Origin of the sequence: Streptomyces sp. NPDC005438 (genome assembly GCF_040606315.1) — a bacterium.
In the GTDB taxonomy this organism is placed as follows: domain Bacteria; phylum Actinomycetota; class Actinomycetes; order Streptomycetales; family Streptomycetaceae; genus Streptomyces.
The window spans coordinates 199442-221454 of the sequence record NZ_JBEXEP010000002.1; the positions used below are offsets into that span (position 1 = coordinate 199442).

Below are 22013 nucleotides of genomic sequence, written 5' to 3' on the forward strand. Positions count from 1 at the left end.
GAGTTGGCGGGTTGCCGGGTCGGTCGCTCAGCTGGTGGACCGCCCGGCTGGTCCCTGAGCTGGTGGGTCGCCGGGTCGGTTCTTGAGCCGGCGGGTTGCCGGGTCGGTTCTTGAGCCGGCGGGTTGCCGGGTCGGTTCTTGAGCTGGCGGGTCGCCTGATCAGTCCTTGATCTGGCAGATCACAGTGCCCGCCGAGAGTGAGGCGCCGACCTCGGCCGACAGGTCCTTGATGGTGCCGGCGCGGTGGGCGTTCAGCGGCTGCTCCATCTTCATCGCCTCCAGGACGACGATGAGTTCGCCCTCCTCGACCACCTGGCCCTCCTCCACGGCCACCTTGACGATGGTGCCCTGCATCGGGGAGGCGAGGTCGTCACCGGAGATCGCCGAGCCGGCCTTCTTGCTGCCGCGCCGACGGCTGGGCTTGGCACCGCCGGCGACCGCCGCACGGGCCAGGGGCAGCCCCAGCGAGGAGGGGAGGGAGACCTCCAGCCGCTTCCCGCCGACCTCGACCACCACGGTCTCCCGGCCGAGTTCCGCGCTCTCCTCCTCGTCCGCGCCGGGCGCGGTGTGCGGGGGGATCTCGTTGGCGAACTCGGTCTCGATCCAACGGGTGTGGACCTTGAAGGGCTTGCCCAGCTCGCCGTTCACCTCGGGGGCGAAGGCCGGGTCGGTGACCACCACACGGTGGAAGGGCAGCGCGGTGGCCATGCCCTCGACCTCGAACTCGTCGAGCGCCCGTGAGGCCCGCTGGAGGGCCTGCTGCCGGCTGGCACCGGTCACGATCAGCTTGGCCAGCAGGGAGTCCCAGGCCGGGCCGATGACGCTGCCGGACTCGACGCCGGCGTCCAGCCGGACGCCCGGGCCGGATGGCGGGGCGAAGCGGGTGACCGTACCGGGGGCGGGCAGGAAGTTGCGGCCCGGGTCCTCGCCGTTGATGCGGAACTCGAAGGAGTGGCCGCGCACCGGCGGGTCGTCGTACCCCAGCTCCTCGCCGTCGGCCACCCGGAACATCTCCCGCACCAGGTCGATGCCGGTGACCTCCTCGGTGACCGGATGCTCCACCTGGAGACGGGTGTTGACCTCCAGGAAGGAGATGGTGCCGTCCTGGCCGACCAGGAACTCGCAGGTGCCGGCGCCCACGTAGCCGGCCTCCCTGAGGATGGCCTTGGAGGCGCGGTACAGCTCGGTGTTCTGCTCCTCGCTGAGGAACGGCGCGGGCGCCTCCTCGACCAGCTTCTGGTGCCGGCGCTGGAGTGAGCAGTCACGGGTGGAGACGACCACCACGTTGCCGTGCTGGTCGGCCAGGCACTGGGTCTCCACGTGGCGGGGGCGGTCGAGGTACCGCTCCACGAAGCACTCGCCCCGGCCGAAGGCGGCGACCGCCTCCCGTACCGCGGACTCGTACAGCTCCGGGACCTCCTCCAGGGTGCGGGCCACCTTCAGGCCGCGCCCACCGCCGCCGAAGGCGGCCTTGATGGCGATCGGCAACCCGTGCTCCTCGGCGAAGGCCACCACCTCGTCCGCCCCGGACACCGGGTCCTTGGTGCCGGCCACCAGCGGGGCGCCCGCGCGCTGGGCGATGTGACGGGCCGCCACCTTGTCGCCGAGGTCGCGGATCGCCTGCGGGGGCGGGCCGATCCAGATCAGGCCCGCGTCCAGTACGGCCTGGGCGAACTCGGCGTTCTCGGAGAGGAAGCCGTATCCGGGGTGCACGGCGTCGGCGCCGGAGTCGGCGGCGGCCTTGAGCACCTTGGCGACGTCCAGGTAGCTGGCGGCCGGGGTGTCCCCGCCGAGGGCGAAGGCCTCGTCGGCCACCCGTACGTGCACGGCGTCACGGTCGGGCTCCGCGTAGACAGCCACGCTCGCGATGCCGACGTCCCGGCAGGCCCGAGCAACACGAACAGCGATCTCGCCACGGTTGGCGATGAGCACCTTGCGCACGATGACTCCCTACTTGGCGCTACTTGGCGCTGTGCCGAGACAGATGGATGGACAAAGTTTAGGTACGGGCGACACTCGGCGCCGACCCACACTGGCCGGTGAGCTTGCCCACACGCAGTGTCACCCCCGGAGTAAAAACCCGGGAAAACCCCACGTCATGGCCGGCCGTACGGCCCACCGCACTCTAGTCGTACCGCTGATGGGTCTCGGGTTTCCACCAGCATCCCCGTTCCCCGCTCCACGCTGTTTGTGGAACCCCTATGAACGGAAGGGGGAATCTTTGCCTGGCGCGGTGATCTGGAACGCAGCCTACCGAGGCCGGCCCGGGCCGTCATGGACTTGTCCCTTGTGCGTCCGCTTACCCGCCCGTAGCGTGCTCGGGGCCGAATTCTCAACCGGCTCCGGTGGGATCGCCGGGGCGTAGACGAAGTGGGTGGGCGGGTTGGCGAGACGTCCGATAGCCGTCGTGGCCGCCGTGGTGCTGGTGATCGAGGCCGTCGGTCTGGGTCTGCTGCACATCATCCTCAGCACGGTGGTGGACGCCCAGAAGATGTCCCTGGCCGGACTCGAACCGCGCGCCATGACCGTCTCCACCCTGGTCGCCGGGGGACTGATCGGCCTGTACCTGGTGCTGTGCGCGGCCACCCTGCTGTGGATGGCGGTCCGCGACCGCCCGGCCCTCGGGGTGCCCCGTATCGCGCTGATCGCCTGCGCGGTGCTGCACGGGGTGCTCGGCGCCTTCTCGGTGGGGATGGTCGGCTGGACGGCCTTCCTGCTGATGATGCTGGTCCTCGGACTGCTGGTGTTCACCCTCATCTCCTACGCGCCCCCCGAGCCGGAGGAGCCCGCGAAGCCCCGGGAACCCGAGGGGCCCGCACCGGAGGCCAACGGCGGCCCCGAGCCGGCCACTTCCTGAACCCCCGGAGCGCCGGGCGTCGGGGGACGACGCCCCGACTCCGGTGGCCCGCCCGCCGGTTGGCCCCTCGGGGCGGGCGAACGGGCGCCGGACCGGGGTCAGTGCGCCCCGACCGTCCAGAACTCCGTCACGCCGATCCCCAACTCCCCCAGCAGCGACCGCAACAGGGGCAGCGACAGTCCGATCACGTTGCCGTGGTCCCCGTCGATGCCGTCCACGAAGGGCGCCGAGCGGCCGTCCAGGGTGAACGCCCCCGCCACGTGCAGCGGTTCACCGCTGGCCACGTAGGCGGCGACCTCCTCGTCGGAGGGTTCGCCGAACCGCACCGTGGTGGAGGCGGTGGCCGCGCTCTCCCGGCCGGTGGCGGTGTCGATCACACAGTGCCCGGTACGCAGCACGCCGGCCCGGCCCCGCATGGACTTCCACCGCGCGGTGGCCTCCTCGGCGTCCGCCGGTTTGCCCAGGGCCTCTCCGTCCAGTTCCAGCACCGAGTCGCAGCCGACCACCACCGCGCCGGCCGCCTCCGGGCGCGCGGCCACCGCACGGGCCTTGGCCCGGGCCAGCACCAGGGCCAACTCGCCGGGGCTGGAGGCGGACAGGGCGTCCTCGTCCACCCCGCTGACGATCACCTCCGGGGCCATACCGGCCGACCTCAGCAGGCCGAGGCGGGCGGGGGACTGGGAGGCGAGCACCAGACGACGGGCGGGGGTACCGGATTCCATGGGCCTCATCGTAGGCATCCCTGACACGGCCCCCGTACCCGCCCGCAGCGGTCCCCCGAGGCCCGTGGCCCGGGCGCTCAGCGCACCCACACCGCCACGGCCACCGAGAACAGCACGGCGACCGCGAGCAGCCAGCCGGCCCGCTCGTGCATCAGCCGCAGGCGCCGCCGTTCCTGGCTGGCCTCGCTCCGCCGGGGGTCAAGATCGGTCCACAACATGCCCCCATGGTGCGCCTCCGGGCGCCTCGGTGCCTGAGTACCCGTACTCAGCACCACGAGAGCCCGCTCACGTTCCCCCGGGAGTCAGGCCGGCCAGTAGGTGGTGCGCCAGGCCTTGGGGCCCGGGTGGGGGACCCGGCGAGGCACGGTACGGGCCGGGTCGGACCACTCCTGCACCTGGCGGCGGGGTGCCTCGGCACCTGCCGCCGCGGCGGCGGCCCGGGCCCGTACCACCGCCAGGGCGGCGGCCAGTTCCTCCGGGGTGGGGTTGCCCCTGGTCACCTTGATCACGGCGTTCGCTCCTGCTGCTCGACTGCGGTCCGAGGGTCCAACCCGCCGTTCACAGCGGGATGTTGCCGTGCTTCTTGGGCGGCAGCTGCTCCCGCTTGTTGCGCAGGGTGCGCAGCCCCCGGGTGATGTGGCGGCGGGTCTCCGAGGGCAGGATCACCGCGTCCACGTAGCCCCGCTCGGCGGCCACGTACGGGTTGAGCAGGGCGTCCTCGTACTCCTGGGTCAGCTTGGCCCGCAGGTCCTCGCGGGCCTCGGGGTCGTCGGTGGCCGCCAGGGTGCGGCGGTGCAGGATGTTGACCGCGCCCTGGGCGCCCATCACCGCGATCTGGGCGGTGGGCCAGGCGAAGTTGAGGTCGGCGCCCAGGTGCTTGGAGCCCATCACGTCGTACGCCCCGCCGAAGGCCTTGCGGGTGATCACGGTGATCAGGGGGACGGTGGCCTCGGCGTAGGCGTAGATCAGCTTGGCGCCCCGCCGGATGATGCCGTTGTACTCCTGGTCGGTGCCGGGCAGGAACCCGGGTACGTCGACGAAGGTGAGCACCGGGATGTTGTAGGCGTCGCAGGTGCGCACGAACCGGGCGGCCTTCTCGCTCGCCCCGATGTCCAGACAGCCGGCGAACTGCATCGGCTGGTTGGCCACCACCCCGACCGACTGCCCTTCCACGCGGCCGAAGCCGGTGACGATGTTGGGGGCGAACAGCGGCTGGGTCTCCAGGAACTCCCCGTCGTCCAGGACGTGTTCGATGGCGCCGCGCATGTCGTAGGGCTGGTTGGCCGAGTCCGGGATCAGGGTGTCCAGTTCCCGGTCCTCCTCCGAGGTCTCCAGGTCGGCCTCCTCGGGGAAGACCGGCGGTTCGGAGAGGTTGTTGCTCGGCAGGTAGGACAGCAGCGCCTTCACGTACTCGACGGCGTCCTTCTCGTCCCCCGCCATGTGGTGCGCCACCCCGGAGGTGGAGTTGTGGGTACGGGCGCCGCCCAGCTCCTCGAAGCCCACGTCCTCCCCGGTGACCGTCTTGATCACGTCCGGGCCGGTGATGAACATGTGCGAGGTCTGGTCCACCATCACCGTGAAGTCGGTGATCGCCGGGGAGTACACCGCGCCGCCCGCGCAGGGGCCCATGATCAGCGAGATCTGCGGCACCACACCCGAGGCGTGGACGTTGCGGCGGAAGATCTCCGCGAACAGCCCGAGAGCGGCCACCCCCTCCTGGATACGGGCGCCGCCACCGTCGTTGATGCCGACCACCGGGCAGCCGGTCTTCAGGGCGAAGTCCATCACCTTGACGATCTTCTCCCCGTACACCTCACCCAGGGAGCCGCCGAAGATGGTGAAGTCCTGGGAGTAGACGCACACCGGACGGCCGTCGACCGTGCCGTAGCCGGTGACCACCCCGTCCCCGTACGGCCGGTTCTTCTCGATGCCGAAGTTGGTCGAACGGTGCCGGGCGAACTCGTCCAGCTCGGTGAACGACCCCTCGTCCAGGAGCAGTTCGATCCGCTCCCGGGCCGTCAGCTTCCCCTTGGCGTGCTGCTTCTCCACCGCGCGCTGGGAACCCGCGTGGGTCGCCTCCTCCGCACGCCGTCGGAAGTCGGCGATCTTGCCCGCGGTCGTATGGATGTCGGGGCTAGCCTGATCGGACATCGGGCTGCGGCTCCTACTCGTGGTCGGACGGCTACCGACTCGTAGGTTATCGGCCGTACGGGCCGGTCGGGGGTGCGGTGTTGGCCACACCCCGGTGAGGTTGTGGAAACCCCGCCGTCATGGGATCGCCACCTTCCCACGGCCGGCGACGGACCCCCACACGTCCTACTGTGGCTCACATGAGTGCCGACAGCCCCTGGTCCGACCTGGAACGTCCCCCCCTGAACGCCGGCAACCTCCGCCGTGCCCTGCTGCGCCCCGAGAGCCTGTGGTCCGAGGTCGAACTGGTCGACGAGACCGGATCCACCCATGTCGACCTGGTCGAACGCGCCCGCGCCGGACGGGCACCGCACGGACTGGTCCGCATCGCCGAACTCCAGACCGCCGGCAGGGGGCGGCTGGACCGGGGATGGTCCGCGCCGGCCCGCTCCGGGCTGTTCTTCTCGGTCCACCTCACCCCCACGGCGCCGCCCGAGCGCTGGACCTGGCTGCCCCTGCTCACCGGGGTCGCCACCGCCAGCGCCCTGGCCCGTGCGGCCGGGGTGGACACCGCGCTGAAGTGGCCCAACGACCTGCTGGTCGAGGTCGCCGGTCAGGAGCGCAAGGCCGGGGGCATCCTGGCCGAACGCGTCGGTGACGGGTCGGTGGTGATCGGGGTGGGCCTGAACGTCTCCCTCACCGAGGCGGAACTGCCCGTCCCCACGGCCGGCTCCCTGGCCCTGGCCGGTGCCGGCGGCACCGACCGGGACCCGCTGCTGCGGGCCGTACTGCGTTCCCTGGAGGACTGGTACACCCGCTGGGACGGGGCCGGCGGCGACCCCGCCGCCTCCCGCCTCCAGGAGGCGTACGCGGCCGGCTGCGCCACCCTCGGCCGGACGGTCCGCGCCCAGCTTCCGGGTGACCGTGAGGTCACCGGAGAGGCCGTCGCCGTCGACGGGGACGGGCGGCTGGTGCTGGCCACCGACAGCGGGGTGCAGCGGCCTCTGGACGTGGCCGAGATCGTGCATCTCCGTACGCCCACCGAAGGGTGAGCCATGGCACACCTGCCGTATGGTGGGCGTCCGGTGGATGCCATGCGGACAGGAACGGAAGGGCAGTGCGCAGGGACGATCTGACCTGGCGAGGAACGGGCCACAGCCGTGGATGAGACGCGCGACCCCGCCCCCCGCTCCAGCCCCACGGCCCCCGCGGAGCCCGCGGGGAGCGGAGGGCACGCCCCGGACGGGTCACCCGTCGGGGAGGACACCCGGGCCGAGTCGGACGACCCGGCCCGACCAGTCGACGAGCGGTGGCCCGAGCCGTCGCCCCCGGAGGGGGAGGACGGCGGCGACGACGTCGAGGAGCCCGAGCCCAACGCGCTCCGCATCGAGCAGTTGATCCTCGGCGCGGAACGGCAGTACACCCCCTTCCAGGCGGCCCGCGCCGCCGGGGTCTCCATGGACCTGGCCGCCCGGTTCTGGCGGGCCATGGGCTTCGCCGACATAGGGCAGGCGAAGGCGCTCACCGAGTCCGACGTCCTGGCCCTGCGCCGGCTGGCCGGTCTGGTGGAGGCCGGCCTGCTGAACGAGGCCATGGCGGTGCAGGTGGCCCGTTCCACCGGGCAGACCACCTCCCGGCTCGCCGAGTGGCAGATCGACTCCTTCCTGTCCGGCCTCACCGTCTCGCCGGAGCCGGGCATGAGCCGGATGGAGGTCACCTATCCACTGGTGCAGCTGCTGCTCCCGGAACTGGAGGAGTTCCTCATCTACGTCTGGCGGCGCCAACTGGCCGCCGCCACCGGCCGGGTGGTCCAGGCCCAGGACGACGAGGAGATGGTGGACCGGCGCCAGTGCGTCGGCTTCGCCGACCTGGTGGGCTTCACCCGGCTGACCCGACGGCTGGAGGACGAGGAACTGGGCGAGCTGGTCGAGGCGTTCGAGACCACCGCCGCCGACCTGGTCGCGGCCAACGGCGGACGGCTGATCAAGGCCCTGGGCGACGAGATCCTCTACGTGGCCGACGACCCGGCCATCGCCGCCGAGATCGGGCTGCGGCTGATCGAGACCCTCCAGGCCGACTCGACCATGCCCGAACTGCGCGTCGGCATCGCCTTCGGCACCGTCACCTCCCGGATGGGCGACGTCTTCGGCAACACCGTCAACCTCGCCAGCCGGCTGACCTCCATCGCCCCCAAGGACACGGTGCTGATCGACGACGCGCTGCGTGCCGAACTGACCGGTCACGGGCTGGCCCCCAAGTCGGAGAAGGAGTCCGAGAACCACCCGGAGGAGGGGTACCGCTTCGCCCTCCAGCCTCTCTACCAGCGCCCGGTACGGGGCCTCGGGGTCGTCGAACCCTGGTTGCTGAGCCGCCGACGCTGACCCCTCGGCCGGACCCTGCGGGTCCGCCACCTCCGTGCCGTCCACCCGCTGACCCGGGGCCCGAAGCCGGACCCCTGCAGGTCACCCGTCTCCGTACGGCCGCCCCGTACGGCGAGGCTCCCAACTCCCGGGGCACCGACGCCTGTTGACCCCTTCCGCCGGACACCGGCCCCGTGCCGGGGTGCCCCACGGGTGCGGTGACCGTTCGAGGGGCGACTGTCAGTGGTGCCGTCTACGGTGCGGAGCATGACTGAGGAACCCCTCTCGCCGCGGTCCCCACGGGAGCCACTGCGGGCGCCACCGTGGACGTCGGCACGGATCCCGTCGTGCCCCTCGTCCACGCCCGGGCCGCACGGCCCGCCCTCACCCCCCGTGCCCACGCGCGGCCTCGTACGGGGGTGACCAGGTGCTCCCACGTCGGCCCGGTGCGGTCCGCGTGGGTCCCCGCCGCCCCGTGCGGCGGGGGGAACCCGGGGTCGCCGTGACCTCCCACGGGGGTGGAGGTCACGGCGACCGTTCCGCGCGCGGGTGGGATGATGCCGGGGACCGTGGTGAATGAACGTTAACTCCTGGAGGGTTGGATGGGTGAGCGGCGTTTCGGTGAGTGGGTCGAGGTACGGGTGGACCCGGTCGCCTGTGTGGCCGAACTGGTGCTGGACCGGCCCAAGGCGATGAACGCCATCTCCACGGAGATGGCCCGTCGGATCTCCGACGCCTGCGCGGCCCTGGTCGAGGAGCCCCACGCCCGGGTGGTGGTGCTGACCTCGACCCACGAGCGGGCGTTCTGCGTGGGCGCCGACCTCAAGGAGCGCAACTCCCTGAGCGACGCGGACCTCGGGCGGCAGCGTCCGTACAACCGCGCCGCCTACACCGGGGTGCTGGAGCTGCCGATGCCGACCGTCGCCGCCGTGCACGGCTTCGCCCTCGGCGGGGGGTACGAGCTGGCCCTCTCCTGCGACGTGATCGTCGCCGACACCACCGCCGTGGTGGGGCTCCCCGAGGTGTCGGTGGGCGTCATCCCCGGTGGCGGTGGCACCCAGTTGCTGCCCCGACGGGTGGGCGCGGCCAGGGCGGCCGAACTGGTCTTCTCCGCCCGCCGCGTGGAGGCCGAGGAGGCCCGGGAGCTGGGGATGGTCGACCAGCTGGTGGAGTCGGGTCAGGACCGGGCGGAGGCGCTGGCGCTGGCCCGCCGTATCGCGGGCAACTCCCCGGTCGGGCTGCGGGCCGCCAAGCGGGCGCTGCGCACCGGCTGGGGTATGGACCTGCGCGCCGGCCTGGAGGTGGAGGACGCCGCCTGGCGTTCGGTGGCCTTCTCCGGTGACCGGGCGGAGGGGGTCGCCGCCTTCAACGAGAAGCGCAAGCCCAACTGGCCGGGGGAGTAGCGCCGGCTCGCCGCCGCCCGCCCGGGAGCCGCGACGGGTCCTCCCGGCTGGGCGGCGGCCGTTCGGTGGAGCGGGCGGGCCAGGTCAGGGGCTTGGTTGGCCAAGATCGGGCGGCGCGGGGCGGGCGCTCCTAGGCTTGCCCCATGGGAGACGTAGCGCGGCTGGGAGCCGTGGCCGACTTCGCGCGGGACCTGGCCACCGCGCGTACCGGGCTGGAGGCGGCCACCGCCGCCGCCCGGGCCGGGCTGCGGGCCCTGGACGGCTGCCATGCCTCGGTCTCCGTGTGGGAGCACCGGTGGTTGCGGGTGTGGGTGGGGCTGCGGGTGGGCGAGGAGGCGCGGTTTCCCGAGGACGAGCGGTATCCGGCCGGGCGCTCCGGTCCCGTGGTGCGCTTCCTGGGCCGCCCCTGGAGCGGCCCGGAGCGGCCGGGCGCCTGGCTGGAGACCCCCGCCACGGGTCACCGGCCCGGTGTCCGTTCCGAGGGGTACCGCAGGGGCGCCGTCGCCGGGCCGCCCACCGTGGACGCCACCAGCTGGGTGGTCGCCCCGGTGGTGGTGCGCGGCCGGGTGTGGGGGGAGCTGTGCGTGGCCCGGACCGGCGACCGGCCGGTCTTCGAGCGGCGGGCGGTGGAGGTGGCGGCCGTGCTGGCGGCCGTGCTGGCCACCGGCATCGACCAGCAGGAACGGTTCGACGAGGTGCGGCGGCTGGCCTTCACCGACCCGCTGACCGGGTTGGCCAACCGGCGGTCGGTCGACCTGCGGATGGCCGAGGCGCTGGCGGCGTACCGGGCCGAGGGCGCTGTGGTCAGCCTGGTCGTCTGCGACGTCAACGGGCTGAAGCGGGTGAACGACGCCCACGGCCACGAGGCCGGCGACTGGCTGCTGGAACAGTTCGCCGAGGAGCTGTCGCGCTGTGCCGCCATGCTCCCGGACGCCCTGGTGGCCCGGCTGGGGGGTGACGAGTTCTGCCTGCTGGCCGTCGGCCCCTCGGCGGACGAGGTGGTACGGGTGGCCGACGAACTGTGCCGTCGGGGCGCCGAGTTGGAGTTGGGCGAGGGCATCGCCTGCGGGCTGGCCTCGACCGGCGATCCCATCGGGGGCGTGCACTCGGCGCGCCGGCTGTTCCGGCTGGCCGACGCCGCCCAGTACCAGGCGAAGGCCTCCGGCTCCGGCAAGCCCGTGGTGGCCGGCAGGGATGGGGCGGTGGTGTCGATGGCCGATCGCGCGGAGCGGGTGCCGCCGGGGTCGCCTCCGCTCACCTCCGGGCGCCGCCCGTCGTCGTCCGAGCCGGGGGAGCGCCGGCACTTCCGTCGGGGCTGAACCGGGTGCCCTCGGGGCGGGGTGGGCCGTGGTGGCGGTCAACTCCGGGGCGGGCCAGGGGAGTTGGGGCGGGCCGGTACGGAACGGGGCGGTAGCGGGGAACGGGTGGGAAAGCCGGGTCCGTACGGTGGGATGACAAGGGTTGATTCACGCTCTACTGTTCCTGAATATGAATATGCGGACTGTGGTGGTGGAGCCCTCCGGTACGACGGCCGAGGACGTCATCGCCGTCGCCCGGGGCGAGGCGCGGATCGAACTCGCCGAGGAGACCCTCGCGGCGGTGGGCCGGGCCCGCCGGCACATCGACGAGCTGGCCGCCAAGCCCGACCCGGTCTACGGCGTCTCCACCGGCTTCGGCGCCCTCGCGGTACGCCACATCAGCCCCGAACTCCGCGCTCGGTTGCAACGCAACATCGTCCGCTCCCACGCCGCCGGGATGGGCCCCCGGGTGGAGCGCGAGGTGGTCCGCGCCCTGATGTTCCTCCGGCTGAAGACCGTGGCCTCCGGCCACACCGGAGTGCGCCCCGAGGTGCTCGCCACCATGGCCGCCGTGCTCAACGCCCAGATCACCCCGGTGGTGCACGAACACGGTTCCCTCGGCTGCTCCGGCGACCTGGCCCCGCTGTCCCACTGCGCCCTGACCCTGATGGGCGAGGGCGACGCCGAGGGCCCGGACGGTACGGTGCGCCCCGCCGGCGAACTGCTCGCCGAGGCCGGCATCACCCCCGTCCAGCTGCGGGAGAAGGAGGGGCTCGCCCTCCTCAACGGCACCGACGGGATGCTGGGCATGTTGCTGATGGCCTGCGCCGACCTGGCCCGGCTGTTGACCTCCGCCGACATCACCGCCGCCCTCAGCCTGGAGGCGCTGCTGGGCACCGACCGGGTGCTCGCCCCCGAACTGCACGCCATCCGACCGCACCCCGGACAGGGGGCCAGCGCCGCCAACATGCTGCGGGTGCTGGAGGGTTCGACCCTCACCGGCCACCACCAGGACGACGCCCCCCGGGTGCAGGACGCCTACTCGGTGCGCTGCGCCCCCCAGGTGGCCGGGGCCGGCCGGGACACCCTGGCCCACGCCCGTACGGTGGCCGAACGCGAACTGGCCGCCACCGTGGACAACCCGGTGGTGCTGGCCGACGGACGGGTGGAGTCCAACGGCAACTTCCACGGCGCCCCGGTGGCGTACGTACTGGACTTCCTGGCCATCGCCGCCGCCGACCTCGCCTCCATCGCCGAACGCCGCACCGACCGGTTGCTGGACAAGAACCGCTCCCACGGCCTGCCGCCCTTCCTGGCCGAGGACGCCGGGGTGGACTCGGGGTTGATGATCGCCCAGTACACCCAGGCCGCCCTGGTCAGCGAGCTGAAGCGACTGGCGGCGCCGGCCTCGGTGGACTCCATCCCCTCCTCGGCGATGCAGGAGGACCACGTCTCCATGGGCTGGTCGGCCGCCCGCAAGCTGCGCAGCGCCCTGGACGGGCTGAACCGGGTGATCGCCGTCGAGTTGTACGCCGCCGCGCGGGCCCTGGACATCCGGGCCCAGGCTCCGGGAGTGCTGCATGGTGCCCCCGCCGGCCGCGCGGTGGTCGACGCCCTGCGTGCCGCCGGAGTGCCGGGCGCGGGCGGGGACCGTTTCCTCGCCCCCGAGTTGGCGCTCACCGAGGAGTTCGTACGCGGTGGGGACCTGGTGGCGGCGGCGGAGTCGGTCACCGGGCCGCTGGCCTGACAACCCCCGCCCTCTGGGCGGGAGTTGACAAGGTGGCGTGCTAGCGCTGCGGTACCGGAACGGTCGTACGCCGCAGGGAGTGGGCGACCAGCCCGCCGCCGAGGGCGAGGAAGCCGAGGCCGCCGACCACGTAGGGGGTGGTGTCGACGCTGCCGGTGTTCGCCAACTCCGCCTGGGGTTCGGCTGGTTGGCTCGACCGCGACCCGGGCTGGGAGGGGGCGGAGTGGTCGTCCGAGGTGGCCTTGGCCGAGGGGACGAACCACAGCGCGCAGAGCAGCCCACCGGCCGCGACCGTGGTCGCCAACACCCGGCGGTGGACGGAACGGCTGCCTGGCTGGCTCACGGGTTTCCCCTTCACGCTGTCGCTGCTGCACGGTCGTGCCGGCCGCGTTCGCTACGCGGCGTCAACCATTGTGCCGGACTGTGTCGCTGGGGATGGTAGAGAACCCCGTTCGTACGGGAAAGTGCCCCCCGCTCCGTGAGGTGCGGTTGCGCTGGTCGGCGCCTACGCTCGGATCATGGGCGCTGACGGCACCTCACGGTCGGTACGGCTCCGGGTGGAGCTGGTGATCGAGGTCGCGGACGTGGACGCCCTGACCGGTGCCGCGCTGGAACGGGTCGAACAGGACGACAGCCTCCCCGCCGAGGAACGGGAACGGGCCGGCGCGGTGGTGGCCGAGGACCCGGCGGAGGCCCTGGCCTCGCTGGTCGACCCCTTCCGACTGGTGATGGAACTGCCCGGGGTGGAGTTGGCGCGGGCCAACTGGGAGGGCGAGGAACTCGGGGACGGCGACCCGGAAGTGGGCGACCCGGAGGCTGCCCGGGCGCACGGCGACTCCACCACCGGTGTGTGAACTCGCGCGTGAACTCGCCGGGTGGGCACACGGATGCCGACGGTGACCGGACGCGGTCGGCAAGGGGAGGAGTCGACGGGTGAGATCCCTCTCGTCGCGGCGGGGGAGCTTGTGACCCGGACCTCCCCTGAAAACGGGCTTAGTTGGGCAAAGCGGGCGTGATGTGCCAGGCCCGGGTAAAGCCTGGCAATTAACGGACTCAAAAGTGTCCCGATAGAAATGATCACGAATTAGGCGATGGCCTGTCGCCCACTTAGGATTCGACGAGTACGGGTGGCATGGCCATCCCATTCCCCAGAGACAGGAACCAGCCCCCCTCCCGCTCGCGTTTCGGTGAGTGAGGCGGGTGGTTCCCCGGGATCGGGGCGGACGCTCGCCCGTGGGGGAAACCGGCACAGACGTAGATGGAGCGTGGGATGACGGTCGGCAGGTTCCGCAGGGGAGCGGCGGTGACCGCCGTGCTGCTCAGCGGCGTACTGACGCTCACCGCGTGCGGTGGGGGCGACGACGACAAGGGCGAGGGTTCGAAGAAGGAGAAGTCGCAGGGGGAGGTCGACCGCGCCGCCGCCAAGGACGGCTCCGACGCGCGAATAAAGATCACCCCCAAGAGCGGCAAGGACAACGTCGGGATCAACAAGGACGTCAAGGTCGCCGTGCAGGACGGCAAGCTGATCAAGGTGACGATGACCGCCACCGAGACCGGCAAGACCATCCCGGGCGAGGTCTCCTCCGACGGCAAGTCCTGGAAGCCCAGCACCGCGCTGGAGCGGGCCACCAAGTACGAGATCAACGCCAACGCCAAGGACGGGGACGGCCGCCAGGCCCACGAGACGTCCGCGTTCACCACCGTCTCCCCGGCCAACAGCTTCATCGGCTACTTCACCCCCGAGGACGGCTCCACCGTCGGCGTGGGGATGCCGGTGTCGATCAAGTTCGACAAGGCGATAAGCAACCGCCAGGCCGTCGAGTCCGCGATCAAGGTCACCTCCAGCAGCGGCCAGCAGGTCGTGGGCCACTGGTTCGACGGCAACCGCCTCGACCTGCGGCCCGAGGAGTACTGGAAGGCCGGTTCCAAGGTCACCGTCAACCTCAAGCTGGACGGGGTCAAGGGCGGTCAGGGCCTCACCGGGGTCCAGGACAAGACCATCAGCTTCCAGGTCGGCCGCTCCCAGGTGTCCACCGTCGACACCAAGGCCCACACCATGACCGTGGTCCGGGACGGCAAGAAGCTGCGCACCGTGCCCATCTCCGCCGGCAGCGCCGACAACCCCACGTACAACGGCCAGATGGTGATCTCCGAGAAGTTCAAGGAGACCCGGATGAACGGCGCCACCGTGGGCTTCACCGACGACGACGGCAAGGGTGAGTACGACATCAAGGACGTGCCGCACGCCATGCGGCTGTCCAACTCCGGCACCTTCATCCACGGCAACTACTGGGGCGCGCCCTTCGGCCAGGGCAACACCAGCCACGGCTGCGTCGGCCTCAAGGACGTCAAGGGCGCCGGCGACTCCAAGCAGGACGGTGCCTGGTTCTTCGAGCAGTCCATGATCGGTGACGTCGTGGTGGTCAAGAACTCGCCCGACAAGCAGATCGCCCCGGAGAACGGCCTCAACGGCTGGAACCTCTCCTGGGACAAGTGGGTGGCCGGCTCCGCCGTCCAGAACTGAGCGAGGTCGGTACGGCGCCCCCGTACCGACGACGCGGAACCACACCACGGTGGGGGTGGCTGTCCACGGACAGCCACCCCCACCGTCGTACGCCCGGGAGCGCGCGCGGACCGGTCACACCCCCAGGGGGCGCGACCCGCTCCCGCTCACACCCGCGCGCTGCGGAACACCGACACCATCGCCTCGTTGAACGCCGGCAGGTCGTCGGGCTTGCGGCTGGTCACCAGGGTGCTCGCCCCGCCCTCGCAGACCTTCACCGTCTCGTCCACCCAGTTCCCGCCCGCGTTGCGGATGTCGGTCTCCAGACTGGGCCAGGAGGTCAGGGTCCGGCCCCTCACCACGTCGGCCTCCACCAGCAGCCAGGGGGCGTGACAGATGGCCGCCACCGGCTTGCCGGCCTCGAAGAAGGAACGGGCGAACCGCACCGCGCCCTCGTCCATCCGCAGGGCGTCCGGGTTCGCCACTCCACCGGGCAGCACCAGGCCGTCGTACTTCTCCACCGAACTGTCCGCCACCGTGGCGTCCACCGGGAAGGTGTCCGCCTTGTCCAGGTGGTGGAACGCCTGCACCCGACCCGAGGCCGTGGACACCAGCACGGGGGTACCGCCGGCCTCCCGGACGGCCTGCCAGGGTTCGGTCAGCTCGACCTGCTCGATGCCCTCGGGTGCCACCAAAAACGCGATCCGCATGGACGCCACGTCCTCTCGTCAGGTCGGTACTGCAACGCACGTCCCGAGTGCCCCGACCCGCGCTCTCCATGCACCTCACCCGACACCGACCACCGATACCGCGTGGGCCACCCGCGCCGGACACCGATGAGAAACCGCGCCCCTCGTCGTCCACCCCTCACCGGCCCCGGCGTACGGAACCCCGGAGGCCCCGGCCCGAAAGGCGGACGACCATGGCACGGCTCATCTCCCAGACCTTCCTCACCCTCGACGGGGTGTCCCAGGGCCCCGGCGGGCCCGACGAGGACACCAGCGGCGGCTTCGACCTGGGCGGCTGGGTGTGGCCGTACTTCGACGAGGCGGCGGGGGACCAGGTGGCGACCTGGTTCAAGGAGGCCGACGCCTTCCTCCTCGGCCGGCGCACCTACGACATCTTCGCGGCCTACTGGCCCCACCACGTGGAACCCGGCGACCCCGTCAGCGAGGGCTTGGAACGGCTGCCGAAATACGTCGCCTCCCACACCCTCACCCACCCCGAGTGGGCCGGCACCACCGTGCTGGACGGGGACGTGCCCCACCGGGTCGCCGAGCTGAAGGAGCGGTACCCCCACGAGGTGCAGATCCACGGCAGCCTCCAGCTGACCGGCTTCCTGCTGCGCCACCGGCTGGTGGACGAGATGCGGCTGCTGTACTTCCCGGTGGTCCTCGGCCGGGGACGGCGGCTGTTCGAGGGGGCGACCGCCCCCACCGCGTACCAGCTCGCCGACCACCAGGTCACCCCCTCCGGGATCAACCTGGTGACCTACCGGCTGGAGGGCGAGCCCCGGTTCGGCACCGTGGGGGAGTGAGGTCACCCGCCTCGCCCGGGTGACCGGCGGTGGCGCCGGGCGGAAAAGCCTTTGAGGCCGGGCGGGAGCTTGCCCCAGGATGCCCGCATGGGACATCTCGCCGCCGCGCACCTGGACTACTTCCTCCCCGACGGCACCCCGCTGCTCACCGACGCCACCTTCAAGGTCGCCGACGGCGAGGTCTCCGCCCTCATCGGCCCCAACGGCGCCGGGAAGACCACCCTGTTGAGGCTGCTGGCCGGGGAACTCCAGCCCCACGGCGGCACCGTGTCCTCCAGCGGAGGACTGGGGGTGATGCCCCAGTTCGTGGGTTCGGTACGGGACGAGCGCACCGTACGCGACCTGCTGGTCTCCATCTCCCCGCCCGCCCTCCGCGAGGCCGCCGAAGCGGTGGAGCGAGCTGAGGCCACTCTGATGGAACGGGACGACGAACCGGCCCAACTCGCCTACGCCCAGGCCCTCAGCGACTGGGCCGAGGCCCAGGGATACGAGGCCGAGACCACCTGGGACATCTGCACCACCGACGCCCTGGGACTGCCCTTCGACCTCGCCCGCTGGCGGGAGGTGCGCACCCTCTCCGGGGGCGAGCAGAAGCGGCTGGTCCTGGAGGCGCTGCTGCGTGGGCCGGACCAGGTGCTGCTGCTGGACGAGCCGGACAACTACCTGGACGTACCCGGCAAGCGCTGGCTGGAGGGCCGGCTGCGGGAGACCCGCAAGACCGTGCTGCTGATCTCCCACGACCGTGAACTGCTGGCCCGCGCGGCGGGCCGGATCGTCAGTCTGGAGCCGACCCCCTCCGGCTCCGACCTGTGGGTGCACGGCGCCGGTTTCGCCACCTTCCACCAGGCCCGCCGGGAACGGTTCGCCCGTTTCGAGGAACTGCGCCGGCGGTGGGAGGACAAGCGCGCCCAACTCCGGCGGCTGGTCGAGGACATGCGCCGGTACGCCACCCGCAGCGACGAGATGGCCTCCCGCTACCGGGCGGCCGTGACCCGGCTGCGGAAGTTCGAGGAGGCCGGCCCACCACCCGAGCCGCCCCGGGAGCGGCGCATCCAGATGCGGCTGGGCGGCGGCCGTACCGGGCAGCGCGCGGTGACCTGCCAGCGGCTCGAACTCACCGGCCTGACCAAGCCGTTCGACCTGGAGGTGTTCTACGGGGAACGGGTCGCCGTCCTCGGCGGCAACGGCTCCGGCAAGTCCCACTTCCTGCGACTGTTGGCCGGCGGGCCGGCCGGGGAGGAGGTCGCGCACACCGGCCACTGGCGGCTGGGCGCCCGGGTGGTGCCCGGCCACTTCGCGCAGACCCACGCCCACCCCGGTTGGCAGGACCGGGTCCTGGTCGACCTGCTGTGGACCGAGTACGCCCACGACCGGGGCGCGGCCATGAGCGCCCTGCGCCGCTACGAGTTGGACCGGCAGGGCGACCAGACCTTCGGCCGACTGTCCGGGGGCCAGCAGGCGCGGTTCCAGATCCTGCTGCTGGAACTGGCCGGCAGCACCGCCCTGTTGCTGGACGAGCCCACGGACAACCTCGACCTGGAGAGCGCCGAGGCCCTGCAACGGGGGCTGGAGAGCTACCAGGGCACCGTCCTGGCGGTCACCCACGACCGCTGGTTCGCCCGCTCCTTCGACCGCTTCCTGGTGTTCGGCACCGACGGCACCGTGCGGGAGACGCCGGAGGCGGTGTGGGACCTGGGACGTCCCGGCTCCCGGACCCGTACCAGCGGCGCCCGGTAACCCCGGCGTCCGCTGTCCTCTGTCCGTGCTCCTGCCCGTGTTCCTGCCGTGAGGGCGGGGGCACGGGTGCTGGTGCCGGAGTGCGGGAGGGCACCTGTCCTTCGTCCTCTTACGGGGGCGCCTCCGGCTGTTCCGGTAGGTGCCCGGCCGTGAGGGCAGGGCCGCTGAGCCGGGAGCCTCCACCCGATGCCGATGCCGATGCCGATGCCGGAGCCAGGCCCGGGGGCAGGGGGCGCCGATCGCGTACGAGGGTGCCCCCGCCGCCCCGGTGGGTGCCCGGACAGGGGGGCGGCCCCCTTCCGGTGCCACAGGGGCACGCCCCGGCGACGTACCGGTCCCGGCCGGAGGACCTGGTGCCCCACACGGTGCCTCTGACCGGCCTCCGCCGGCATCCGACCAGCCACGGTGCGCCCGACCGGCCGCCCCGCCGGGGGCGCCGTACTCCGGGCCGGCCCCGGGTGCGGGGTCAGCCCTCGGGGAGACGGTTGCGCCACTCCAGGGTCGGCAGGTGTATCGCGTTCTCCGGGTCACCGTCCCAGGTCACGGTCAGGCCCTTCGCGCGCAGTTCCTCCACCACCCGCCGGCCGATCTCGGCGTCCGCCTCCTTCGAGCGGTTCAGGGCGCCGAAGTAGAGGTACAGCCCTCGGCCCTCGATGGCCCCCTCGGTGCCCTGGACGTGGGAGAAGACGTATCCCTCCAGTTCCTCGTCCTCCGCCACCCCGGCCATCTCGCCGGAGCCGCACCGGGCGCAGCAACTGGCGTGGGTCTCGGCGGCCACCCCCCGGTCGGGCAGTGCCTCGAACGCCTCCTCCAGCCGGTCGACCTCGGTGACCTCGGGCCATTCGGCCTGCTCCGCGAGACGCTTGATCCACAACTCGTCCACCAGGGGCAGTACGTGGGAGATCGTGCACGCCTCCTCGTCGTCCATCTCCTCCTGGAGCAGCTCCACCAACTCCTCGGCCACCTCGTAGGACTCGGAGAAACCGGTGAGCACCATGAGCGGCAGCTGCTCGGCCAGTTGCTCGGCTGCCTCCTCGTCCAGCGGCTCCAACTCCTCCGCCGGGGGCTCCTGGAGCGGCGTCCAGGCGCACCGTTGCCGCCAGGCACCGTCGTCGCCGCTGTGGGCGATCCAGTCACTCACCAACTCGCAGGTGGCGGCCAGGTCGGGCAGCTCCCCCCGGGCCTTGCCGTGCTCGGGCCCGTCCCGGCGCACCACCTCGAAGGAGTCGTCCCCGGTGGGGCGCACCGTGAGGTACACCTCGGGAACGTGGGGTATCCGCTCCACCTTCAGCTCCTCGTCGTCCTCCAACTCCTCAAGCGACTCGGCCAGTTCGTCCAGGGAACTCCAGGACTGCACCAGCTCCTCCGGTGAGTGGAGCCGCATGGGCAGCGGGGCGTCGGAGGAGAGGGCGGAGGCGTCAGCGGTGATCGTCATGAGGGGCAGCCTGTCAGAGCCCACTGACATCCGTACCCGGCCTTCGCGGTTCCCGTTCGAGGGGGCCTGACGCGGCGTTGGCGGGCCGCGCCCTGCTGATAACCTCCGCGAGGCCACTGCCCTGGTGGGCGAGCCGACAGTGGGCCGGCCCGGGGCGGTCACCTCCGTGTTCGGGCTCCGTCCGGGGACGTGTCGTGGCGGCCAGGAGGGGCGACGGGCACGGCTCAGGGCGGCGGCCGTCGACGAGGGCGGATCCGAGGAGTCGTATGAGCGCACCCGCACGGGCGGGGTCCTGGTACGGCGATCCCGTACAGCGGTTGCTGGTCGTCGGCAGCCTGCTGAACGCCCTGGCCTTCTTCGCCACGGTGCCGTTCCTGACCCTGTACCTCTCGGCGATCTCGGACCTGTCCGACGCGGTGGTGGGCGGGATCGCCGGTTCCATCGCGCTGGTGTCCGCCTTCGGCGGGCTGTGGGGTGGTGGCCTGGCCGACCGGCTCGGCGGTACCCGGATGATCCGGGTGGGTCTCGCCCTCAACGTCGCGGTGTACGCCACCCTCACCCTGGTCCGCCAGGTCGCCCTGGTCGTTCCCCTGGTGGCGCTGCTGGGGGTGGCCCGGCTCTTGGTCGAGCCCGCGATGAAGAAGCTGATGTCCCTGACGGCCGCCGGGAGTTCGGGCGAGACGGTCTTCCGCGTCCGCTACGTCACCCTCTGTCTGGGCGCCACCCTCGGCCCGTTGGGCGGGGCGCTGCTGTTCCGGCTGGCGCACTGGATGATCTTCCTGACTCCGGCCGTGCTGTACGGCTGCTACCTGCTGCTGCTCCAGTTCCGGGCCTCCTCGCTGGGGGACCTGGACCGGGTGGGCGACGCGGAGTCCCGGGCGGGGAGTTGGCGTCGGGCGTTGCGGGACCGGGGGCTGGTGAGGGTGGTGGGGGCCGGGCTGGTGCTGTTTCTGGTGTTCTCCCAGTTCGAGATGATCCTGCCGCTGTACCTGCGGGACCACTACGGGCAGGGCGGGGTCAGCCACTTCTCGCTGATGCTGGCGCTCACCTCGGTGCTGGCCATCCTCTTCCAGTGGCCGGCCGAACGGTTGTCCCGCCGGCTGTCCCGGCCCCGGCTGGCGCTGGTGGGGTGTGTGGGCTTCGCCCTGGCCTGCCCCCTGTTCCGGGGGTTGGAGTCCCACCTGCTGTTCCTGTACCTGGGCGCCGTGGTGTGGACGTTCGGGGAGGCGGTGCTGTTCCCGCTGCCGGACGCGGTCATCCACGACCTGACCCCCGACTCCCAGAAGGGCGCCTACTACGGTCTGGCCGAACTGCGGTACCTGGGCTTCTTCTTCGGCCCGGTACTCGGCGGTGCCCTGCTGCCGGTCTCGGCCACCCTCTACTTCGGCCTGATGGCGGTCACCGTCTTCGGCACCTGGCTCCTCCTCCGCGACCCCCGTCTCCACCGCCCCCACCCCGCGCCCGGTTCCCCCTCGTAGGGCCGGACCGGGGCACGGTCGGCGGACGGTGCGGGGTGGCGCGGGGGTTGCCCCGCACATTGACGCGTCCCTGACATCCCGTTAGCTTCGGCGCCGTCCTCTCATCCGGTGCCCACCGGGCGGCGTCCACTCACCGGCGCCCACCCGACCCGTCCCACGCGAAGGGAACCCCCCATGACGCACCGCACGACCGGACGCGGCCTCAGGCGAGGCGTGTACGGGCTGGCCGGCGCCCTGCTGGTCCTCGGCGCCCTCTCCACCTCCGCCCATGCCGGGGACCCGACTCTCCGGCCGGGTACGGGCCACGGTTCCCCGACCGGGGCCGGCGCGCAGCCGAGGTGCGAGGTACCGCCCCAGCACGATCCGGCCGTCATCAGGACCGTCCACAGCGTGGCCGTCGACCAGGAGGTCAACGACAAGGTCCTGTTGGCGACCTTCGAGGCGGGCTGGGTCTCGTCCCATATGAACAACCTCGACTGCGGCGACACACTCGGTGTGTTCCAGCAGAGCCCCGGAGAGGTCTGGGGGACGCCGGAACAGTGCCTGGACCCGGTGCACGCCACCACCAGGTTCCTGGAACACGCCGTGGCCGTCGACCAGGCCCAACCCGATCTCACCGCAGGGGAGTTGGCGCAGAGCGTGCAGCGCTCCGCCTACCCGGACCGGTACGACCAGGCCGAGGGCAAGGCACGCGAACTGATCACGGAGGCCGAGGCGGGCTGACCGCCGAAGCGGGGCAGCCGAGGCGGTCCGCACGCCGCGCACCCGTACCGAACGGGCGGCCCCGTCGGCCGCCGCGCGCCGCC

20 protein-coding genes are annotated in these 22013 nt (G+C 72.2%); 12 read left to right on the forward strand and 8 right to left on the reverse strand.

Going from position 1 to position 22013, the window contains the following annotated elements:
• Positions 1-159 precede the first annotated feature (159 nt).
• Entirely contained in the window at positions 160-1941 is a 1782-nt protein-coding gene (locus tag ABZT14_RS05665) for a biotin carboxylase N-terminal domain-containing protein (RefSeq protein ID WP_356297532.1), read from the reverse strand.
• Positions 1942-2374: 433 nt separating this feature from the next.
• Here ABZT14_RS05665 and ABZT14_RS05670 point away from each other — a divergent pair, with 433 nt between their 5' ends.
• Positions 2375-2857, forward strand: a complete 483-nt coding sequence (locus ABZT14_RS05670; protein ID WP_356297535.1) for a hypothetical protein — start codon at positions 2375-2377, stop codon at positions 2855-2857.
• A 98-nt stretch (positions 2858-2955) separates the two neighbouring features.
• Here the strand turns inward: ABZT14_RS05670 and ABZT14_RS05675 are convergent, their stop codons facing one another.
• The 4 genes from ABZT14_RS05675 to ABZT14_RS05690 form a co-directional block, all read right to left on the reverse strand.
• Positions 2956-3579: a nucleoside triphosphate pyrophosphatase gene (locus tag ABZT14_RS05675; protein ID WP_356297537.1), complete on the reverse strand. Its 624-nt coding sequence runs from the start codon at positions 3577-3579 to the stop codon at positions 2956-2958.
• Between the two features lie 77 nt (positions 3580-3656).
• On the reverse strand, positions 3657-3797 hold the full coding sequence (locus ABZT14_RS05680; protein ID WP_356297539.1) for a hypothetical protein: 141 nt from the start codon (positions 3795-3797) through the stop codon (positions 3657-3659).
• A gap of 84 nt (positions 3798-3881) precedes the next feature.
• Positions 3882-4088 (reverse strand): acyl-CoA carboxylase epsilon subunit, encoded by a 207-nt coding sequence (locus tag ABZT14_RS05685; RefSeq protein WP_356297542.1) that lies wholly within the window; start codon positions 4086-4088, stop codon positions 3882-3884.
• Positions 4089-4137: 49 nt separating this feature from the next.
• Positions 4138-5730, reverse strand: coding sequence for an acyl-CoA carboxylase subunit beta (locus ABZT14_RS05690; RefSeq protein ID WP_356297545.1), 1593 nt, complete (start codon positions 5728-5730; stop codon positions 4138-4140).
• Positions 5731-5909: 179 nt separating this feature from the next.
• Between ABZT14_RS05690 and ABZT14_RS05695 the strand changes: the two genes are divergently transcribed.
• The 5 genes from ABZT14_RS05695 to hutH all read left to right on the forward strand — a co-directional run bounded on the left by ABZT14_RS05695 (position 5910) and on the right by hutH (position 12517).
• Complete coding sequence (locus ABZT14_RS05695) at positions 5910-6761, forward strand: biotin--[acetyl-CoA-carboxylase] ligase (protein WP_356297548.1); 852 nt, start codon at positions 5910-5912, stop codon at positions 6759-6761.
• A 108-nt stretch (positions 6762-6869) separates the two neighbouring features.
• On the forward strand, positions 6870-8090 hold the full coding sequence (locus ABZT14_RS05700; RefSeq protein WP_356297551.1) for an adenylate/guanylate cyclase domain-containing protein: 1221 nt from the start codon (positions 6870-6872) through the stop codon (positions 8088-8090).
• A 581-nt stretch (positions 8091-8671) separates the two neighbouring features.
• Entirely contained in the window at positions 8672-9472 is an 801-nt protein-coding gene (locus ABZT14_RS05705; RefSeq protein WP_356297554.1) for an enoyl-CoA hydratase-related protein, read from the forward strand.
• 143 nt (positions 9473-9615) lie between these two features.
• Positions 9616-10791: a GGDEF domain-containing protein gene (locus ABZT14_RS05710; protein ID WP_356297557.1), complete on the forward strand. Its 1176-nt coding sequence runs from the start codon at positions 9616-9618 to the stop codon at positions 10789-10791.
• Between the two features lie 175 nt (positions 10792-10966).
• The gene (gene hutH / locus ABZT14_RS05715; protein ID WP_356298531.1) at positions 10967-12517 is read left to right on the forward strand and encodes a histidine ammonia-lyase; all 1551 of its coding nucleotides are present in this window, start codon (positions 10967-10969) and stop codon (positions 12515-12517) included.
• A gap of 40 nt (positions 12518-12557) precedes the next feature.
• Here hutH and ABZT14_RS05720 read toward each other — a convergent pair whose 3' ends face one another.
• Positions 12558-12860 (reverse strand): LPXTG cell wall anchor domain-containing protein, encoded by a 303-nt coding sequence (locus ABZT14_RS05720; protein WP_356297560.1) that lies wholly within the window; start codon positions 12858-12860, stop codon positions 12558-12560.
• A 175-nt stretch (positions 12861-13035) separates the two neighbouring features.
• Here ABZT14_RS05720 and ABZT14_RS05725 point away from each other — a divergent pair, with 175 nt between their 5' ends.
• Together ABZT14_RS05725 and ABZT14_RS05730 are read left to right on the forward strand one after the other, a co-directional pair.
• The gene (locus ABZT14_RS05725) at positions 13036-13371 is read left to right on the forward strand and encodes a hypothetical protein (RefSeq protein ID WP_356297563.1); all 336 of its coding nucleotides are present in this window, start codon (positions 13036-13038) and stop codon (positions 13369-13371) included.
• Between the two features lie 416 nt (positions 13372-13787).
• The gene (locus ABZT14_RS05730; protein WP_356297566.1) at positions 13788-15041 is read left to right on the forward strand and encodes an Ig-like domain-containing protein; all 1254 of its coding nucleotides are present in this window, start codon (positions 13788-13790) and stop codon (positions 15039-15041) included.
• Positions 15042-15187: 146 nt separating this feature from the next.
• Here ABZT14_RS05730 and ABZT14_RS05735 read toward each other — a convergent pair whose 3' ends face one another.
• Complete coding sequence (locus ABZT14_RS05735) at positions 15188-15730, reverse strand: type 1 glutamine amidotransferase domain-containing protein (protein ID WP_356297570.1); 543 nt, start codon at positions 15728-15730, stop codon at positions 15188-15190.
• A gap of 212 nt (positions 15731-15942) precedes the next feature.
• On the opposite strand from ABZT14_RS05735, the gene ABZT14_RS05740 reads away from it, so the two are divergent.
• Together ABZT14_RS05740 and ABZT14_RS05745 are read left to right on the forward strand one after the other, a co-directional pair.
• The gene (locus ABZT14_RS05740) at positions 15943-16557 is read left to right on the forward strand and encodes a dihydrofolate reductase family protein (protein ID WP_356297573.1); all 615 of its coding nucleotides are present in this window, start codon (positions 15943-15945) and stop codon (positions 16555-16557) included.
• 87 nt (positions 16558-16644) lie between these two features.
• Positions 16645-18294: an ATP-binding cassette domain-containing protein gene (locus tag ABZT14_RS05745; protein ID WP_356297576.1), complete on the forward strand. Its 1650-nt coding sequence runs from the start codon at positions 16645-16647 to the stop codon at positions 18292-18294.
• A gap of 466 nt (positions 18295-18760) precedes the next feature.
• Here ABZT14_RS05745 and ABZT14_RS05750 read toward each other — a convergent pair whose 3' ends face one another.
• Positions 18761-19729 carry a hypothetical protein gene (locus ABZT14_RS05750; RefSeq protein ID WP_356297579.1) on the reverse strand — a complete coding sequence of 323 codons (969 nt, stop codon included), beginning with the start codon at positions 19727-19729 and terminating at the stop codon, positions 18761-18763.
• A gap of 266 nt (positions 19730-19995) precedes the next feature.
• Between ABZT14_RS05750 and ABZT14_RS05755 the strand changes: the two genes are divergently transcribed.
• A complete protein-coding gene (locus ABZT14_RS05755) occupies positions 19996-21207 on the forward strand; it encodes an MFS transporter (protein ID WP_356297582.1) in 1212 nt (403 codons plus the stop codon).
• A 174-nt stretch (positions 21208-21381) separates the two neighbouring features.
• On the forward strand, positions 21382-21930 hold the full coding sequence (locus tag ABZT14_RS05760) for a hypothetical protein (RefSeq protein ID WP_356297585.1): 549 nt from the start codon (positions 21382-21384) through the stop codon (positions 21928-21930).
• Positions 21931-22013 lie beyond the last annotated feature (83 nt).